Genomic DNA, 17,063 nt, shown 5'->3' with positions numbered 1-17,063 from the left:
CGCCCCCCCCTCATACAAACATCTTTTCTTTAACACTCTTCCCCACCACCCCGTTCTCCCTTTTGCCTTGGGCGGGCGGCCCCCCCGCCCCGGCCGCCCCCCCCCCCCGCGGGGGGGGGGGGGCCGCGTCCGTGTCCTCGGCCTCACCCCCGCTCGGCCGCCTCCCTGAGCCGCACCAGGGTCCCCTCGATGCTCGCGGCGTTCCTCGCGGGCATGCCCGACAGGACGTAGAGCGCCGACGGGCCCCGGGTGTAGTCGAAGGTCTCGGTCACCCTCGTCACGCCCTCGGACAGCTCCTCCAGCTCGTAGCGCCAGCGGTGCGATCCGATGTGGCGCCAGGCGATCAGCCGGTCCTGCTCGAACTCCACGACCCGGTTGGTCATCCGGTACGGCAGCCCGAACAGGCGCATGGTCATGCCGAACCGGGACCCGGGCGAGAGCCGGGCCGGGCCGGACACGACGCCGCGCACGGTGCCCGACCCGTCGAACTCCACGTGCCGGGCGGGGGAGGCGACGAGGTCGAAGACGTGCTTGGCGGAAGCCTTGACGGTGACGCTCCGCGAGATCTGGTGAGTGGCCATGAGCCGATGGTCTCACCGCTCGTCGACGGCGTGGGACCCGCCCCGGTCCCTCACCGGACCGCGTGCCGCTCCACCCCGGCGAGCACCCCGTTCTCGGCGACGTGCACCACCCAGAACCAGCCCTTGCGCAGCCCCAGCTGCTGGGACACCGGCGCGTCGAGCCGGTCCAGCGCCCCCCGCATCAGGTGCGGCACGAGCTCTCCGTGCGTGCACACCACGGTCGGGAGCCCCTCGGACAGGATGCCCTCGAACGCCTCCCGCGCGGCCTCCACGTCGAACTCCGGTGACTCGCCCCGCCCGGTGCCGCGCACGGTGAAGGCGCGCTCGGTCCGCACCGACATGTCGGACTCGACGCTGTACGGCAGCAGCGACTCGGTGCACCGGGCGGCCGCCGACGACACCACGCGCGGCCGCCCGTAGGAGGTCAGCACGCGGGGCAGGGCCAGCGCGTCGGCCCGTCCGGCCTCGTCCAGGGGGCGCAGCAGGTCGTTGTCGCGCCAGGCGCGCTTCTCCCCCGCCGACAGGTGCCGCAGCACGATGACCGGGAAGGTCTCGGCGGGCCCGGCACGGAAGTTGTCGAGGACATGGACGTCGTGGTCGTAGGTGAGGCGGGCCCGGGCCTCCTTCATGGGCACCCACTCCACGACGTCGACCTCGTCGTTGGGCACGTAGTCGATCGCGCCGCCGGCTTCGGCGGGCGTGGCCGCCCACCACTCGACCTGCTTGGGCCACCCGTCCTTGAGGTAGCGCTGGGGCGGGAGCCGTCGGCCCAGGACCGGGGTGAGCCCCGTCTCCTCGCGGACCTCGCGCACCGCGCCCGTGATGAGGTGCTCGCCGTTCTTGAGCTTGCCCTTGGGCAGCGTCCAGTCGTCGCGGTCGGGCCTCCGGATGAGGACGACCTCGGGGTCGCCCCCGGCGCCGTCGCGCCACAGGACGGCGCCGCCCGCGCGGATGGGTTCGAGGTAGCCGCCGACGGCCGTGTCGCGCGGTGGGAAGGCGCTGGTGACGCGGGGCTCCCCTAGCTCTTCCCCGGCCCCGCCCGCCGTCCGTGTCTCGTCCCGGGCCTCCATCAGGCCTCCACCACCCTGAGGTGCCGTTCGCCGCGCAGCGTCTCCTGGAGGTCCAGGAGCGGCTGGCCCTCCTCGTCGTGGGTGCCGCGCTCCCACGTCCCGTCGGGACGCAGCCGCCAGGACGAGGTGCCGTCGGACATGGCCAACTCCATGAGGCCGACCAGGCGCCGGCACTGTTCGGGGTCGGAGACGCGCACGAGCGCCTCCACCCGGCGGTCGAGGTTGCGGGGCATGAGGTCGGCGCTGCCGATCCACACCTGGGGGCGCCAGCCGTTGGCGAAGACGAAGACGCGGGAGTGTTCGAGGAAGCGGCCGAGGATGCTGCGGACACGGATGTTCTCGGACAGGCCGGGCACGCCCGCGCGCAGGACGCAGCTGCCGCGCACCCACAGGTCGACGCTGACCCCCTCCTGGGAGGCGCGGTAGAGCGCGTCGATGATCTCACGGTCGACCAGGGAGTTGACCTTGATGCGGATGTGCGCGGGCTCGCCCCGGCGGTGGTGCTCGACCTCGCCCTCGATCTGGCGCAGCAGGCCCTCGCGCAGCGCGGCCGGGGCCACGAGCAGGCGTCGGTAGTGCTTCTTGCGGGAGAACCCGGTGAGGCTGTTGAACAGGTCGCTGACGTCCTCGCCGACCTCGGCGGAGGCGCTGAACAGGCCCAGGTCCTCGTAGATCCGGGCGGTCGCGGGGTTGTAGTTGCCGGTGCCGACGTGGCAGTACCGGCGCAGCAGGCCGTCGTCGTCCTGGCGGATGACCATGGACAGCTTGCAGTGGGTCTTGAGGCCGACGACGCCGTAGACGACGTGGCAGCCCGCGTCCTCCAGCTTGCGGGCCCAGTGGATGTTGTTCTGCTCGTCGAAGCGGGCCTTGACCTCGACGAGGACCACGACCTCCTTGCCCGCGCGGGCGGCCTCGATGAGCGCCTCGACGATGGGCGAGTCGCCGCTGGTGCGGTACAGGGTCTGCTTGATCGCCACGACCTTGGGGTCGCTGGCGGCCAGGGCGAGGAACCGCTCGGTGGTGGCGGCGAAGGCCTCGTAGGGGTGGTGGACGAGGATCTCGCGCTCGCGGATGGCGGCGAACAGGTCGCCCGAGTTCAGGGCGCGCGGTTCGACGGGGACCATGGGCGGGAAGCACAGCTCGGGCCGGTCGACGTCGGCGATCTGGGAGAGTCCGGCCAGGTTGAGCGGGCCGGGGACCCGGTAGATCTCCTCCTCCTCGGCGCCGAGCTGGTGCGTGAGGATGCCGAGGACCTCGTCGCTGATGGACTGCTCGACCTCCAGGCGCACGAGCGGGCCGAAGCGGCGGCGCAGGAGTTCCTGTTCGAGGGACTGGACGAGGTTGTCGGTCTCGTCCTCGTCGACCTCCAGGTCGGCGTTGCGGGTGACCCGGAAGGCGTGGTGTTCGACGACCTCCATGCCCTCGAACAGCTGCGGCAGGTGGGCGGCGATGACGTCCTCGACCGGGACGAAGCGGCCGCCCGACCCGGAGGTGAGCTCGATGAAGCGCGGGAGCGAGCCGGGGACCTTGACGCGGGCGAACATGCGGCGCTCGTCGCGGGGGTCGCGGACGGTGACGGCGAGGTTGAGCGACCGCCCGGAGATGTAGGGGAAGGGGTGGGCGGAGTCGACCGCGAAGGGGGTGACGAGGGGGTAGATGGAGCGGCGGAAGAAGCCGTGCAGGTACTCCTGCTCTGTGGCGTCGAGATCGTTCCAGCGCACGATGCGGATGCCGACCTCGCGCAGTGCGGGGGCGACGCTGTGCTCGTAGCAGGCGGACTGGCGGAGCATGAGCTCGCGGCTGAACTCGGAGACGCGTTCGAGCAGGACGCGGGGGTGGTGGCCGCTGGAGGAGCGCACCGAGAGGCCGGTGGCGATGCGGCGCTTCAGCCCGGCGACCCGGACCATGAAGAACTCGTCCAGGTTGCTGGAGAAGATGGCGAGGAACCGCGCGCGTTCCAGGAGGGGGATCGCCTCGTCCTCGGCGAGTTCGAGGACGCGTTGGTTGAACCGGAGCCAGCCCTCCTCCCGGTCCATGAACCTGTCCGGTGGCAGGTCGGCGACGGTGGTGTCCACTGGTGCTGGCGCTGATTCCGTGCTCACAGGTGGCAGACTCCCCCCTGTTCATGACCGGACGGTGACATCCCCATGAGGGGAATATGACCGCAGTGCATCCGCTATGGAGCTTCTGTACCCATCCGGACACCTCCACCCTATCTCCGCACACGAAGTTTGCCCCGTCTTCACATCGTGAACGGGGTGGGTCGCGGGACCGGGCGGTCTCAGTCGATGAAGGGTCCGAGCCCCGGCGGCAGGATGATCACGAAGAGCGAGAGGCGCAGGACCACGGTGATCCAGATGGTGCGGAAGCACGTCCACAGGTACCCGTAGAGGAGTCCGCCCGCGGCGTAGGACAGCAGGGCCAGCCAGAGGTCCTGTACGAAGTCGTGGCCGCGGATCTGGACGACGGCGTCGTAGGGCTGGATGACCGCGTAGGTCGCCGCGAAGACGGTCGAGGACACGACGATGCCGGCCCAGCGGCCCAGGATGAACTCCAGTCGGGTCTGGAGCATCCCGCGGTAGAAGATCTCCTCGCACACGCACACGAGCCCGAAGGCGAGGAGGAACCCGACCACGGCGAGAGTGAGCGGCGGCAGCCCGTAGACCGGGACGAGCCGGTTGCCCATGAGGCCGACCGCGACGCCCACCGGGACGAGGCCGAGCCACCGCCAGGGCTCGCGCACGCCCAGGGCGAGTGAGGGCATGGCGGTGCCCCTGCCGTCGACGGTGACCCCGGAGCGGTCCATCACGAGCATCGGCAGGGTGAACAGGAACAGCAGTCGGCAGACCAGGGACACCGACATCCGCAGGTCCATGTCGGTCTCCGCCGTGTACAGGGAGGAGACCCACGAGAGGGCCATCATGGACAGGACGAACCCGCACAGGAACATCAGCAGGTAGCCGAGCTCCCGCCGGATCGGGTGGCCCTCAAGGGCGGCGGCGACCCGGGCGTCGAGCGCGTCCCGGTGGCCGAACCAGCGGACGAGTCCCCAGGTGGCCAGGCCCGCGAGGAGCATCGGCCCCCAGATGGACGTGTAGAAGGGGAGGGACTCGGTCAGGACCTCGGCGGGCAGTTCGGGACGCGCGACCATCACCATGGCGATCAGGGCGGCGAACCCGCCCCACGCGACGAGCCCCCAACTTCGCACCTTGGTCACAAGAGTCCCCCCTGGCTCAGAGCACCCATTCTGCCCAAGGAGAAACTAAAAGTGATCTAATGACTACGGTATGTCGTCAGTATGGGCGCGGGGGACCCCGACCGGCCCGGGGCACGTGCCGGTCGGGTCCCCGTCGGGAATCTCAGAATCCGTTGTCCAGCACCGAGCGGAGGAAGGACTTCGTCCGCTCCTCGCGCGGGTCCTCGAAGATCTGCTCCGGGGTTCCCTCCTCGGCGATCCGGCCCTTGTCGAACATCAGGACGCGGTGCGACACGTCCCGCGCGAAGCCCATCTCGTGGGTCACGCACAGCATGGTGATGTCCGTGGACTCGGCCACCTGGCGCAGCACGTCGAGGACGCCCGCGACCAGCTCCGGGTCCAGCGCGGAGGTGACCTCGTCCAGCAGGAGGATGTCCGGCCGCATCGCCAGCGCGCGGGCGATCGCCACGCGCTGCTGCTGGCCGCCGGACAGCTGCGTCGGATGGGCGTCGATCTTGTCGCCCAGACCGACCAGCTCCAGCAGCTCCACCGCCCGCTCGTCGGCCTCGTCCTTGGACAGGCCGAGGACGTGCACGGGCGCCTCGATGACGTTCTTGCGGACGGTCATGTTGGGGAACAGGTTGAACTGCTGGAACACCATGCCGATGCTCCGGCGCCTGCGCCGCAGGTAGCTCTCGCTGGCGGGGACCAGGTGGTTGCCCCGCCGCATGTGGCTGAACGGCTCCCCGGCCACGTCGATGCGGCCCTCGGTGACCTTCTCCAGGGTCATGAGCAGGCGGAGGATGGTGGTCTTGCCCGAACCGCTGGGGCCGATCAGCGTGACCCGCTCGCCGGGTTCGACCGAGAAGTCGAGGTGGTCGAGCACGGTGAGCTTGCCGAACCGCTTGACCACCTGGTCGAAGACGATCTGCGGCTGCCCCTCGACCCCCTGGGGTGTTTCGGCGGACGGGGTGTCAGACGGCGGCATAGCGTCGCTCCAGTCGTCGAATCAGAATCGCGGAGGGGATGCTGACGAGGAGGAACATGATCCCCACCAGGGTGTAGGCCTCCATGACCCGGCCCGCGGGTTGCCCGACGCGCTGGGCCATCATGAGCATCTCGGTCACACCGATCGCGAACAGCAGCGGTGTGTCCTTGAACATGGCGATGAGGTAGTTGCCCAGCGCGGGGATGACCTTCCGGATCGCCTGGGGGAGGACGATCGCGCCCCAGGTGCGCCTGAGGGGGAGGCTCAGCGCCCGTGCCGCCTCCCACTGCCCCTTGGCCACGCCCTCGATACCCGACCGGTACACCTCCGCGGTGTAGGCCGCGTAGTGCACGCCCAGGACCACGACGCCGACGGTCAGAGGGGTGACCGTCGGGGGGACCAGCGTGAAGACGAACACCAACTGGATCAGGAGCGGCGTCGTGCGGATGAACTCCATGATCCCGTGCGCGACCGGTCCGACCACGCGGACGCGGCGCACGACGGCGATGAGGAGTCCGAGGAGCAGCGCGATGAGGTAGCCGAGCACCGTGCTCAGCACCGTGTACTGGAGACCCACCAGCAGTGCGGGGAGCAGGTCGTCGAACATGAAGGACAGGTCCCAGCTCATGCGTCACCCCCTCCCCCCGCGGGCACGCGGAGCGGCGTCTTGGCGGCCTTCCGCGCGGCGGGCAGGCGGCCCAGCTTGCGGTTGGCCCGGCGCTCCAGCACGCGCACGCCCCCGCTCAGCAGGTGGGCGATGACGTAGTAGAGGACGAACGCCGTGCCGAAGGCCCACCACAGGTCACCGGTCGAGCGCAGCAGCCTGGCGACGGCCGTGATGTCGAGGATGCCGATGGTGTAGACGACGGCGCTGGCCTTCATCAGCTCGATGATCAGGTTCCCGAAGGTGGGCAGCATCTGCGCCCACGCCTGCGGGATGACCACCGAGCGCATGCGGCGCTGCCACGACATGTTCAGCGCGACGGTCGCCTCGATCTGCGCCTTGGGGACGGCCTGGATCGCACCGCGGACGACCTCCGCTCCGTAGGCGCCGACGTTGAGCCCCAGAGCGAGGATGCCCGTGAAGTAGTCGTCCAGCCGGAACCCGGTGAGCTGCGGGAGGGCGAACGCCAGCCAGAACATCACGACCAGCGCCGCGACACCGCGGAAGGTCTCCACGTAGACCACCGCCACCGCGCGGAGCACGCCGCTCCGCACGGTGCCGAGGATCCCGAAGAACATCGCCAGGACGAACGCGAGCGCCGACCCCCCGAGCGTCAGGATGACGGTAGCCACAGCACCATCGACGAAGCGTGGTAACTGCTGTGCCAGGAAATCCACAGAAAGGCCTCAGAATCTCGTTAGGAGCACAGTTCCTCGGTGGTGACGTCACCGGGCAGGTCGGCCTCCGAGAAGCCCCACTCCTGCCCGATCTCCAGCAGCCGACCGTTCTCCTTGAAGTCGGCGAGCACGGCGTTGACCTCGTCGACCAGGGCCTCGTTCCCCAGGGGGAAGGCGAGGGCGCCGTATCCGCGCTGCTCCTCACCGTCGATGACCGGGAAGAACGGCTCGGTCACCTCGAAGTCGCCGCCACGGGACTGGAGGATGTAGTTGTTCGACGCGCTCGGCATCGAGACCGCGTCCACGCGGCCGCTCGACAGCAGCTCGTAGCCCTGGGTCTGGTCCGAGATGATCTCCAGCTGGCTCTCCGGGATCCCGACGGACTCCGCGTAGCCCTGCTCCACGGAGGCGTTCAGCACGGCGAGGACGGCTTCCTCGTTGTCCAGGAAGCTCTCGAAGTTCGTGATCCCGAACGGGTTGCCGCTGTCGACCAGGAAGGCCTCGGGGGACTGCGCGGTCGGCTCGCTGAACAGGACCTGCTCGCAGCGCTCCGGATTGACGAACATCCCGGCGGCGACCACGTCGAAGCGGTCGGACTGCAGTCCGGGGATCAGTCCGTCCCAGGTCACCGGGGTCGCCTGGATCTCGGAGACACCCAGTTCCTCGAAGATGGCGGCCGCGAGGGACGGCGACTGGCCGGCCCAGCTCCCGCTACCGTCGATGAACCCGAACGGCTGCTCGTTGGCCAGGCCGACACGGACGTATCCGCGCTCACGGATGGTGTCCAGGGTGGCGGCCCCGCCTCCGCCGGTGCCGCCGTCCTCCACCCTGCTACACGCGGCGAGACCGGCCACCGCCAGGCCCACTCCTCCGAGTCGGAACGCGTCCCGGCGACCCAGGGCTCCTCGGTTGACCGCTGACACCTGCTTCTTCACGACTGCTCCTCGTGGAACGTCAGGGCGGCGCCGCGTCCGTGGGACGGCGGCACCGCGCATTCGGATGGGGACGCCTATGTGGGTTCGGGTCCGCGGCCGAGTCACTCCGCGGGTCCCAGCCGTCGAACGGGACACGGGTCGACGACGCAGACACGGGTGTCTCCCTCCCCGAGCCCGCCCAGCAGTAACGAGGCAGGTTTAGTCCGTTATGCACTGGTTATGAGCACTCGACCGCCGGGTGAACGCCCCCCACAGACGTGCATGCCGGGTCACCTGTGGCTTGTGACCCTAAGTGTGAAACCCGCTCACCCAGGGGCTCCGGTGTCGCACACAGCTGTGGGCGGAGTCCGAGACCACGGACCCCGCCCACGTGTGCACACCCGGTCGTCAGGAGACCGCGGTGTCCTCCGACTCCGGCTCCTCGACGATGAGCGGGTACACGCCGTTCTCATCGTGCACCTCGCGCCCGGTCACGGGCGGGTTGAACACGCACAGGACCCGGAAGTCCTCCTTGATGCGCAGCGTGTGCTTCTCGTGACCGTCGAGCAGGTAGAGGGTGCCGGGGGTGATGATGTGCTTCTCCCCGGTCTCCTCGTTGGTGAGCTCGGCCTCCCCCTCGATGCAGTGCACCAGCTCGACGTGGTTGGCGTACCACATCGTGGTCTCCGTGCCCGCGTACAGGACGGTCTCGTGGAAGGAGAACCCCACGCCCTCCTTGGCGAGGATCATCCGGCGGCTGCGCCAGTTGCCGTGCTTGACGTCGCGGTCGGTGCCGTTGACGTCGTCCACGCTGCGAACGATCACTGAAATCTCCCTAACGCGCTCGTGCGCCGTCGCTTTGATCTATTGAACACGGTCGGGGGCCGGCCGACATCCCGATTCGGGAAGCCGACCGACCCCGTGTCCGTCGCCCCTCACCAGGGCGGATGACTACACCGGCTGGGCGACCTTCACGGCGGCGCGCGCGGCGTCGGCCATGATGTCGAGTCCGGCCCTGAGCTCCTCCTCCGTCGTGGTGAGCGGCGGGAGCAGCTTGGCGACCTCGTCCTCGGGGCCGGAGGTCTCCACGAGCAGGCCCCGGTCGAAGGACTCGGCGGCGACCCGCTTGGCGATCGAGGTGTCCTCGAAGGCCAGGCCGCGCGCCAGGCCCCGACCGCGCACGTGCGCGCCGACCTGCGGGAACTCGGCGGCGATCTCGGTCAGGCGGGCGGCGACCATGTCGCCCTTGGCCCTGGTCTGACGGGCGAAGGCGTCGTCGCTCCAGTAGCGGCGCAGCGCCTCGGCGCCCGTGACCATCGCCGGGTTGAAGCCGCGGAAGGTGCCGTTGTGCTCGCCCGGCTCCCACACGTCCAGCTCGCGCTTGAACAGCGTGAGGGCCATCGGCAGACCGTAGCCGCTGATGGACTTCGACAGCGTGACGATGTCCGGGGTGATCCCGGCCTCCTCGAAGCTGAAGAAGCCGCCGGTGCGGCCGCAGCCCATCTGGATGTCGTCGACGATCATGAGGATCTCGTACTCGCGGCACAGAGCGGACAGCTCGCGCAGCCACTGGGCGCTGGCCACGTTGATGCCGCCCTCGCCCTGGATCGTCTCGACGATGACCGCGGCGGGCTTGTCCAGACCGCTGCCGCTGTCGTCCAGCAGGCTGCGCAGCCACAGGAAGTCCGGCGTCTGGCCGTCCATGTAGTTGTCGAACGGCATCGTGGCGACGTGTCCGAGGGGCACGCCGGCGCCGCCGCGCTTCATGGAGTTGCCGGTGACGGCCAGGGCGCCCAGGGTCATGCCGTGGAAGCCGTTGGTGAAGTTGACGATCGTCTCGCGACCGGTGTACTTACGGGCGAGCTTGAGCGCGGCCTCGACCGCGTTGTTGCCCGCCGGGCCGGGGAACTGGACCTTGTAGTCCAGGCCCCGGGGTTTGAGGACGACGTCCTCGAAGGTCTCCAGGAAGTCCCGTTTGGCGACGCTGTAGGCGTCGAGGCTGTGCACGATCCGGTCGTCGGTGAGGTAATCGATGAGCGATGCCTTCAACTCCGGGTTGTTGTGCCCGTAGTTGAGGGACCCCGCCCCGGCGAAGAAGTCCAGGTAGGGCCGCCCGTTCTCGTCGTAGACGTGGCTACCGACGGCCTTGTCGAAGACGACCGGCCAGTTCCGGCAGTATCCGCGGACTTCGGATTCGAGGCGTTCGAAGGTCTCCATCGTGGGTTCCTTGGTTCCTTTCCCCAGGTTCGTGGGCTCAGGGCTGTGACGACGGGGTGTCAGGATCGGTCGATCCGGTGCGGATGGTCAGGCACGCTCTTCGCTGGTCCGGTCCCCGAAGGGTCCGATACGCACGAGGTCCTCGGGTTCGTGGGGAGTCCCGCCGTCGTGCGGGAAGTGCTCCCCGGTGAAGAGAGGGCTCCACGCGATCTCCGCGCCCCGGTCGCGGGCGAACGAGGCGAAGAGTGCGCGTGAGGCGGTGTTGTCGGGCGTGACCGTCGCTTCGAGGTAACGCAGTCCCATGTCGGCGAACCGGTCACCCATGAAGTCAAGCATGCGGCGGGCCAGTCTCTGTCCGCGGTACTCGGGATCGACGGCGACCTGCCAGAGGAAGTACGTGTCCGGGCTGTCGGGGCGCACGTATCCGGTGACGTAGGCGGCGACACGGCCCGCGTCGTCGCGGGCGACGACGCTGGTCCTGGCGAAGTCCCGGCACCAGAGCGTGTAGGCGTACGGGGAGTTCACGTCCATCCCCGTCTCTCCCGCCAGCCGCCACATGCGCGGCCCGTCCTCCGGGGACGGGTGCGACAGGCGCACGTCCCCCCGGCCCGCGGCCCCTGTGGTCCCGGAGCTGTTCGCCCCGCCGTCGGCTCGGTCGCGTGCTTGGAGGTTCGTTCGTAGATGTGGCACGTCGATCGAACTTAGCGAACGAATATCAATGACGTTTCAGAGAGACTCCGCGTACATGTTTCATCCGTTCACCATCGGGTATGGCTCGTTTATTTAGCAGCGGAGGACCGGCCTGACCAGGGGGTTCAGCACAGGCGCGCGGGGCGGGCCTCCGGCCGCCAGCCCCCTGTCCATCAGGGACTTCGGCGTTTCGACCGGGGTCCGGACGCGGGGAGCGCCCGCGCGGCCGCCTCCGTGTGGTCGACAGCACTCAGGGTCAAACATAGAGCCTTACTGAGCAATATTAACAGTGCGTTAAGTCACATCAATTCGGTGGAAACCTCGCGACATAACGCTTCTCCCGCCCGGAGTCCGCACCTCCACCATGCCGGAAGCGCGCACGGAAAGCGGCCCTGGACAGGGAGTTCCCTCCCGCCCCGACGACCCACGCACCCTCCGCCGGGCGGCCGACCGAACGCGCGCGGGGCGGCGCGGGACCGTGCGCGGGCGGCGCGGCGCCCTTGATGTCTCGCCGACTTTCGAGCAGACTCCGTGTAGTACTACATCTGGTCGTACTACACTTGGTCGCATCGCTTCACCCCAGACCAGAGGGGGCAAGCACCCGACAGCCGTGGTGAGGACGAGGACGCGCCCGCCGTGGGACCCACGGCGCGGCCACTGACCACGGATCGCAGCCACGGATCGGAGGCGCACGTGAATCGCCTTTACCACGAGAGCGAGGACTGGGTCGAGCGGGGGAAGTGCCGTTCCCACGACCCGGAGATCTTCTTCCCGGTGAGCAGCACCGGGATCGGGCGCGCCGACACGGAGCAGGCCGTCGCCGTCTGCGGCGGCTGTACCGTTCGCCAGGAGTGCCTGCGGTGGGCCCTGCGGGCCGGGGAGGCCCACGGCGTCTGGGGTGGAACGACCCCGGAGCAGCGCCGCTACATGCGACGCGAGTTGGCCCCCGCCTCCTGAGGCGGCGACCCCTTCTCCTCGTGTGTGACCCCTCCACGTGCCGTCTTGCGGCCCCGGGGGGCACCGCCTAGTTTCGATCACGTGCGGCCCGGCCTTCTCCGCCGGTGCGCGCACCCACCCCGAGCACTGGGAGAAGACGAAGACATGGCCTCCACCGAGACCACGCGCGCCCTCGACCGGGCGGCCACCCGCCGCCTGCCGCGTCTGATCGCCGCCGCCGCGGTTCCGCTGACCGCGGGCGCGCTAGCGCTGGCCCCCGCCCCCGCCCTCGCGCACGACGTCCTGACCGGCTCCTCCCCCGATGACGGCGCCATCCTGGAGGCCGCACCCGAGGAGGTCGTGCTGACCTTCAACAACGCGCCGATGGCGTCGGACAGCGCGAGCGACGTCATCGTCACCGGCCCGAACGGCGAGCAGTACCAGGAGGAGGGGGCCCTGGAGTTCGACGACCTCGACGTCACCGCGGGCCTGCTGCCCCTGGACGAGGCGGGCGAGTACACCATCGGCTTCCGGGTCGTCTCCTCCGACGGCCACCCCATCCAGGACTCGCTCACGTTCACGCTGACCGAGGACGCCGTGGCCGGGGCCGCCGCCGGGGAGGAGCCCGCGGACGACGCGACCGCGGGGGGCGCCGAGGCCGGGGCGGAGGGCGACGCCGAGGAGAGCGCCGCCGCCGAGGACACCGCGATCGAGGCCGACGAGGCCGCCGCCGAGTCCGAGGGCCCGTCGATGGTCGCACTCGGGATCGTGGGGCTCGCGGTGGTCGTGGCCGTCGCCATGGTCGTGGTCGTGGCCGTGGTACTGCGCTCCCGTGCCGCGTCGGAGTCGGGCGGCGGCCAGGGCTGAGCCTCCCGCGGAACGACGACGAACGGCGACAGGGCCCGGACGCGACGTCCGGGCCCTGTCGCCTTCACCACGTCGTTCTCAGACGCGACGCGCGAGCAGGATGCTGATGTTGTCCTTGCCGCCCGCCTCCATGGCCGCCTGCCACAGGGCGTGCACGGCGGCCTCGTCGCTCCCGGCCTCGGCGATCATCCGCTCCATCTCGTCGGGCAGGACGAGGTCGGACAGGCCGTCGCTGCACATGAGCCAGGCGCTGGGGTCGGCGCCCTCGTCCCGGCCCACGTGCGGGACCATCGCGCCGCCGGCGCTGCCGCCGAGGGACTGGGTGATGAAGTTCGTGGTGACGGGGCGGCCGTCCTCGGAGGGCGGGAGCGCGGGCGAGTCGTCCTCCGAGAGCTGGCGCAGGTGGCGCCCCTCCAGGCGGTAGGTCCGGGAGTCGCCGACGTTGAACCAGAAGTTGCCGTCGTTGTTGAGCAGGACACCGGCGACCGTGGTCCCCATGCCGGAGAACTCGGTGTGCTGGGTCGCGTGGTCCTTGATCTCCTCGTCGATGTTGGTCAGCAACTGGGCGATCTCGTCCGGACCCTTGAGCCGCGGCCCCACCTCGGCCATGCGGTGCACGGCGTGCTCGGAGGCGATCTCCCCCGCGGCCTGACCGCCGATGCCGTCGGCGACGGCCAGGATGACGGGCTCGCTCACCGGCAGAACGCAACGGACCGGCGAGGTCATGTTGGCGCTGGCGACGGTGAGCGCGCCCATGACGACGGAGTCCTCGTTGGCGGGACGGACAGCGCCCCGGTGCGTGAGGGCCGTGACGATGACTTCCCCACCAGCGACACCCATACGCCCTTCCTCCCGTTCCTTCGGCCGTGGCCGGTTGCCCGGCGTAGGCCGCCGGACGTTGCTCGAGTCCCGTTCAACGCGTGGATTCTGTAACCGTACCGAGGTACCGGCGGAGTCGGTCAAAATCCGCGTACATCATGGCGGAAAACACCCGGATACGCAGTTCCCACCCGGGTTGTCGCCGCCGAAAGTGCCGTGGTCGATGTGCCGGTGGTGAGCGGTGTCCAGTCCCGTTGTTCCTGTCCGACAGTAGCGGCGTTGGCCCGACCGCGACAGTGCGGACCGGCCCGGATCGGGAATGCACAGGACAGAGGGCTTTCGAGGGGGTTACGGACCGCCCCGAAGCCCCCCTTTGGAACTGTCGGCGATACCCGGTCACGTTGTGGCTCACCCGACCGTCTGGCAGAATGGGTGCCGTTGGGTGTCTAAGACGCAGACACACACGACCTCGCCCCGAGCGTCGACCCGATCCGGGTTCGCACGGCGGCTCGATCTCCCTACCGGTCGTTTGGTGTGGTTTCCGTGCGTCTGCCCTCCCCCCTTCCTTCCTCTCCGCCGCCTGGCTCCCGTGCGCACTCCGTGCGTGCGGCGTTCCGTGCTGCCCGTTTCCCTTCCGGGAGGCTCCGACCCCGCTCCGGAGTCGCCTCGGACCCGCCCACGACGGACACCGTTCCGTGTCCAAGGAGTCCAGCCCAGTGAAGATCGCCATGGTCGCCGAACACGCCAACCCCCTCCCCGCCCATCGCGGGGAACCGGCCTGCCCAGCGAGTCTGCACGCCTGTGCCGTGTCCCGGCAGCTCGCCAAACGCGGCCACAAGGTGACGGTGTACGCACGCCGGAGCGACCCCGACCAGCCCGACGGGCGCACGCGCATGTCGCGCGGGGTGTCCGTCGTCTACCTCGACGCGGGTCCGGCGCGCCCCCTCGGCGACGACGAGGAGACCGAGCACACCGGCGCCTTCGGCAGCGCCCTCGCCACCGCGCTCGACGAGGAGGCCCCGGACGTCCTCCACGCCGTCGGGTGGACCAGCGGCCTGGCCGCCCTGCACGCCCAGGCGCACTGCGACCGGGACCAGAGCGGCACCCCGATCGTCCAGACCTTCCACTCGCTCAACGCCAGCGAGCAGCGCTCCGGCCTCTCCCACCAGCCCGAACGCGCCCGTATGGAGACCATCCTCGCCTCGCGCGCCGACCACGTCCTGGTCAACTCCACCGACCAGCAGGGAGAGCTGGCCCGGCTCGGGGTGCCCCGCCACCACGTGAGCGTCGTCCCGTTCGGGGTGGACACCGACCACTTCAGCGTCGAGGGCAGCGCGGCCTCGGAGCCCTGGCGGACCCGCGACGAGGAGCGGCCCCGTCTGATCTCGGTCACCTCCCTGGGCGGGCCCGGCGGCGCCGACCGGCTCGTGGAGGCGATGGTCCGCCTGCCCGAGGCCGAGCTCCTCATCGTCTCCACCGCCGAGGACCGCGACGTCGCCCTCGACGAGAACGCCCGCGCCGTCGAACTCCTCGCCAAGGAGGCGGGCGTGGACGACCGCGTCCACCTCACCGGGCCCGTGGAGCGCAAGGAACTGCCCCGACTGCTGCGCTCGGCGGACGTGTACGTGTCCGCGGCCGCCTACGACCCCTACGGCGGAGCCGTCGTGGAGGCCATGGCCTGCGGCCTTCCCGTGGTGGCCACCGCCACGGGCGCGATCCCCGGCGCGGTGCTGCACCGCACCAGCGGCGTGCTGATGCGCTTCGGCCGCTCCGACGAGGTGGCCCGCGCCGTGCGCGCGGTCCTCAACACACCGACGATGAGTTCGGCGTACGGCATCGCCGCCGCCGACCGCGCCCGTTCCCGGTTCACGTGGCAGCGCATCGCGGTGGAGACGGAGATCGCCTACCAGCGTTCCCTGCCCCAGACGCCGGAGCACGACGGCTCCGCCGAGGACGAGACCGACGGCCTCCTGCTGTCGACGGTCTCGGGCTGAGCCGTGTCCCCGCTCCCGCCACGCACGTGTGCCCGGTCCCTCGGAGCCGTCTCCGAGGGACCGGGGCGCGGAGTGGGTACACCTCAGATGACGGCGCACGCACCCGGGCGCCGCGACCCCGAACGCGAACCCTCAGCGATGACCTTCGAACACCAGGGCCTGCTCTTCCACCGCGAGCAGAGGTTCCACGACGTGGCCCGGCAGCGGTTGCGGTCGGCCGTACGCGAGGACGCGTACGCCGTGCTCGCGGTCGACGCGGGCCGCGCCGCCGCCCTGACCGAGGGGCTCGGCGACGCGGAGCGGGCCAGGGTGCACGTCATCGACCGCGCCGCGCTCTACTCCGCCCCGGGCAGGACGCTCGCCGTCCTGCACCGGTTGGCGCTCACGTACGGACCCGCCCCCGTGGTCGTGGTCGCCGAACCGCCGCTCACCGACGGCTCGGCGATGGAGCTGCGGGAGTGGCTGCGCCTGGAGTCCGTGCTGTCCACCGCGTTGGCCCCGATGCCGCTGCGGCTGCTGTGCGTGCACGACGCGCACGGCCTCGCCCCGCACGTGCGGTCGGCGGTGCGCGCCACCCATCCGGTGCTGGTGGGGCCCGGCGGCCCCCACCCCAACGGCGGCTACCTGGGGACCGCGGCGTTCGGGGCCCGGCCGACCGCTCCGGAACCGCTGCCGGTCGCGGGCCCCGTCCACCAGTTGGAGATCGGTCTGTCCCTGCCCCGCCTGCGCCAGGAGCTCACCCACCTGGGGCGGGCGGCGGGCTGGCCGGAGAACCGGGTGGACGACCTGGTGGTGGCGGTGAACGAGCTGGCCGCCAACGTGCTGGAGCACGGCGCCGGGAAGGGAACGGTGACCGTGTGGCGGGCCCCGGAGCGCTGGGTGTGCGACGTGTTCGACGAGGACGGGGGTCTGGTCGACCCGCTGACCGGCTACCGGCCGGCCGACGGGACGCGCCCGCGCGGGTACGGACTGTGGATCGCCCGCCAGACCTGCGACTTCCTGGAGATCTCCGGCAGCGGTTCGGGGTCGCTGGTGCGGCTGCACTTCCTGGACAGGGAGTACTCCCCCGGGGTGATCGGGGCCGGTCGGTGATCGGGGTCGGTCACGGGCGGAGGGCGTCCACGGCGGCCCCGATGCTCGCCATGATGGGGATGACCTGGTCGATCCCGGCGATCACGAACAGACGGTTGACCTGCTGCTGGGGTTCGGCGACCACGAGTCCGACGCCGAGGTCGCGCGCCTGCCGGTAGGCGGCGACGAGCACGCCGATGCAACGGGAGTCGCAGAAGGCGACCTTGGCGAGATCGACCACCACCGGCCGGGGCGGTTCCTCGGACAGGAGTCCGTCGAGGACCTCGGCCAGGGCCGGAGAGGTCACCGCGTCCATCTCCCCCACGGGGGTGACCACGACGACGCCATCCTCGCGACGGATCGAGATGTCTGACGTCAC

Annotated in this window: 17 protein-coding genes; 4 read left to right on the top strand and 13 right to left on the bottom strand. The window is 70.4% G+C overall.

Going from position 1 to position 17,063, the window contains the following annotated elements; translation table 11 throughout:
* Positions 1-143: 143 nt before the first annotated feature.
* From AB0I72_RS11000 to ectA, 11 genes are all read right to left on the bottom strand, one after another.
* Positions 144-581, bottom strand: coding sequence for an SRPBCC family protein (locus AB0I72_RS11000; RefSeq protein WP_358565598.1), 438 nt, complete (start codon positions 579-581; stop codon positions 144-146).
* Between the two features lie 50 nt (positions 582-631).
* Entirely contained in the window at positions 632-1,651 is a 1,020-nt protein-coding gene (locus AB0I72_RS10995; RefSeq protein ID WP_358565595.1) for an NUDIX hydrolase, read from the bottom strand.
* A complete protein-coding gene (locus tag AB0I72_RS10990) occupies positions 1,651-3,726 on the bottom strand; it encodes an RNA degradosome polyphosphate kinase (RefSeq protein WP_358565661.1) in 2,076 nt (691 codons plus the stop codon). Before AB0I72_RS10990 ends, AB0I72_RS10995 begins: the two co-directional genes overlap by 1 nt.
* Before the next feature lie 206 nt (positions 3,727-3,932).
* The gene (locus AB0I72_RS10985) at positions 3,933-4,868 is read right to left on the bottom strand and encodes a CPBP family intramembrane glutamic endopeptidase (protein WP_358565592.1); all 936 of its coding nucleotides are present in this window, start codon (positions 4,866-4,868) and stop codon (positions 3,933-3,935) included.
* A gap of 142 nt (positions 4,869-5,010) precedes the next feature.
* Positions 5,011-5,835, bottom strand: coding sequence for an ectoine/hydroxyectoine ABC transporter ATP-binding protein EhuA (gene ehuA, locus AB0I72_RS10980; protein ID WP_358565589.1), 825 nt, complete (start codon positions 5,833-5,835; stop codon positions 5,011-5,013).
* A complete protein-coding gene (gene ehuD / locus AB0I72_RS10975) occupies positions 5,822-6,463 on the bottom strand; it encodes an ectoine/hydroxyectoine ABC transporter permease subunit EhuD (protein WP_358565586.1) in 642 nt (213 codons plus the stop codon). Before ehuD ends, ehuA begins: the two co-directional genes overlap by 14 nt.
* The gene (ehuC, locus tag AB0I72_RS10970; protein ID WP_358565583.1) at positions 6,460-7,176 is read right to left on the bottom strand and encodes an ectoine/hydroxyectoine ABC transporter permease subunit EhuC; all 717 of its coding nucleotides are present in this window, start codon (positions 7,174-7,176) and stop codon (positions 6,460-6,462) included. The genes ehuD and ehuC overlap by 4 nt, the downstream gene beginning before the upstream one ends.
* Positions 7,177-7,196: 20 nt before the next feature.
* Complete coding sequence (ehuB, locus tag AB0I72_RS10965; protein ID WP_358565581.1) at positions 7,197-8,111, bottom strand: ectoine/hydroxyectoine ABC transporter substrate-binding protein EhuB; 915 nt, start codon at positions 8,109-8,111, stop codon at positions 7,197-7,199.
* A 387-nt stretch (positions 8,112-8,498) separates the two neighbouring features.
* A complete protein-coding gene (locus AB0I72_RS10960; protein ID WP_358565578.1) occupies positions 8,499-8,915 on the bottom strand; it encodes an ectoine synthase in 417 nt (138 codons plus the stop codon).
* A 126-nt stretch (positions 8,916-9,041) separates the two neighbouring features.
* The gene (gene ectB, locus AB0I72_RS10955; protein ID WP_358565575.1) at positions 9,042-10,307 is read right to left on the bottom strand and encodes a diaminobutyrate--2-oxoglutarate transaminase; all 1,266 of its coding nucleotides are present in this window, start codon (positions 10,305-10,307) and stop codon (positions 9,042-9,044) included.
* Positions 10,308-10,394: 87 nt separating this feature from the next.
* The gene (gene ectA / locus AB0I72_RS10950; RefSeq protein ID WP_358565658.1) at positions 10,395-10,865 is read right to left on the bottom strand and encodes a diaminobutyrate acetyltransferase; all 471 of its coding nucleotides are present in this window, start codon (positions 10,863-10,865) and stop codon (positions 10,395-10,397) included.
* An 825-nt stretch (positions 10,866-11,690) separates the two neighbouring features.
* Between ectA and AB0I72_RS10945 the strand changes: the two genes are divergently transcribed.
* Together AB0I72_RS10945 and AB0I72_RS10940 are read left to right on the top strand one after the other, a co-directional pair.
* A complete protein-coding gene (locus AB0I72_RS10945) occupies positions 11,691-11,954 on the top strand; it encodes a WhiB family transcriptional regulator (protein ID WP_358565572.1) in 264 nt (87 codons plus the stop codon).
* 144 nt (positions 11,955-12,098) lie between these two features.
* The gene (locus tag AB0I72_RS10940) at positions 12,099-12,800 is read left to right on the top strand and encodes a copper resistance CopC family protein (RefSeq protein ID WP_358565569.1); all 702 of its coding nucleotides are present in this window, start codon (positions 12,099-12,101) and stop codon (positions 12,798-12,800) included.
* 78 nt (positions 12,801-12,878) lie between these two features.
* Here AB0I72_RS10940 and AB0I72_RS10935 read toward each other — a convergent pair whose 3' ends face one another.
* Positions 12,879-13,640 carry a protein phosphatase 2C domain-containing protein gene (locus AB0I72_RS10935; protein ID WP_075926397.1) on the bottom strand — a complete coding sequence of 254 codons (762 nt, stop codon included), beginning with the start codon at positions 13,638-13,640 and terminating at the stop codon, positions 12,879-12,881.
* Between the two features lie 695 nt (positions 13,641-14,335).
* On the opposite strand from AB0I72_RS10935, the gene AB0I72_RS10930 reads away from it, so the two are divergent.
* Both AB0I72_RS10930 and AB0I72_RS10925 read left to right on the top strand, forming a co-directional pair.
* A complete protein-coding gene (locus AB0I72_RS10930) occupies positions 14,336-15,613 on the top strand; it encodes a glycosyltransferase (RefSeq protein WP_358565566.1) in 1,278 nt (425 codons plus the stop codon).
* A 138-nt stretch (positions 15,614-15,751) separates the two neighbouring features.
* On the top strand, positions 15,752-16,705 hold the full coding sequence (locus tag AB0I72_RS10925) for an anti-sigma factor RsbA family regulatory protein (RefSeq protein ID WP_358565655.1): 954 nt from the start codon (positions 15,752-15,754) through the stop codon (positions 16,703-16,705).
* A 10-nt stretch (positions 16,706-16,715) separates the two neighbouring features.
* On the opposite strand, the gene AB0I72_RS10920 is transcribed toward AB0I72_RS10925, so the two are convergent.
* Positions 16,716-17,063 carry an STAS domain-containing protein gene (locus tag AB0I72_RS10920; RefSeq protein ID WP_358565563.1) on the bottom strand — a complete coding sequence of 116 codons (348 nt, stop codon included), beginning with the start codon at positions 17,061-17,063 and terminating at the stop codon, positions 16,716-16,718.

This window comes from Nocardiopsis sp. NPDC049922 (genome assembly GCF_040660275.1).
In the GTDB taxonomy this organism is placed as follows: domain Bacteria; phylum Actinomycetota; class Actinomycetes; order Streptosporangiales; family Streptosporangiaceae; genus Nocardiopsis.
Note: the sequence above shows the minus strand (reverse complement) of the source record. Positions and strands in the feature narration are given on the sequence as shown.

Bases quoted from the DNA above. Each gene is read 5' to 3' on its own strand.
- AB0I72_RS10995 (WP_358565595.1), bottom strand. From the start codon at position 1,651: ATGGAGGCCCGGGACGAGACACGGACGGCGGGCGGGGCCGGGGAAGAG.
- AB0I72_RS10935 (WP_075926397.1), bottom strand. From the start codon at position 13,640: ATGGGTGTCGCTGGTGGGGAAGTCATCGTCACGGCCCTCACGCACCGG.
- ehuD (WP_358565586.1), bottom strand. From the start codon at position 6,463: ATGAGCTGGGACCTGTCCTTCATGTTCGACGACCTGCTCCCCGCACTG.
- AB0I72_RS11000 (WP_358565598.1), bottom strand. From the start codon at position 581: ATGGCCACTCACCAGATCTCGCGGAGCGTCACCGTCAAGGCTTCCGCC.
- ectA (WP_358565658.1), bottom strand. From the start codon at position 10,865: ATGTGGCGGCTGGCGGGAGAGACGGGGATGGACGTGAACTCCCCGTAC.
- AB0I72_RS10925 (WP_358565655.1), top strand. From the start codon at position 15,752: ATGACCTTCGAACACCAGGGCCTGCTCTTCCACCGCGAGCAGAGGTTC.
- ectB (WP_358565575.1), bottom strand. From the start codon at position 10,307: ATGGAGACCTTCGAACGCCTCGAATCCGAAGTCCGCGGATACTGCCGG.
- AB0I72_RS10940 (WP_358565569.1), top strand. From the start codon at position 12,099: ATGGCCTCCACCGAGACCACGCGCGCCCTCGACCGGGCGGCCACCCGC.
- ehuA (WP_358565589.1), bottom strand. From the start codon at position 5,835: ATGCCGCCGTCTGACACCCCGTCCGCCGAAACACCCCAGGGGGTCGAG.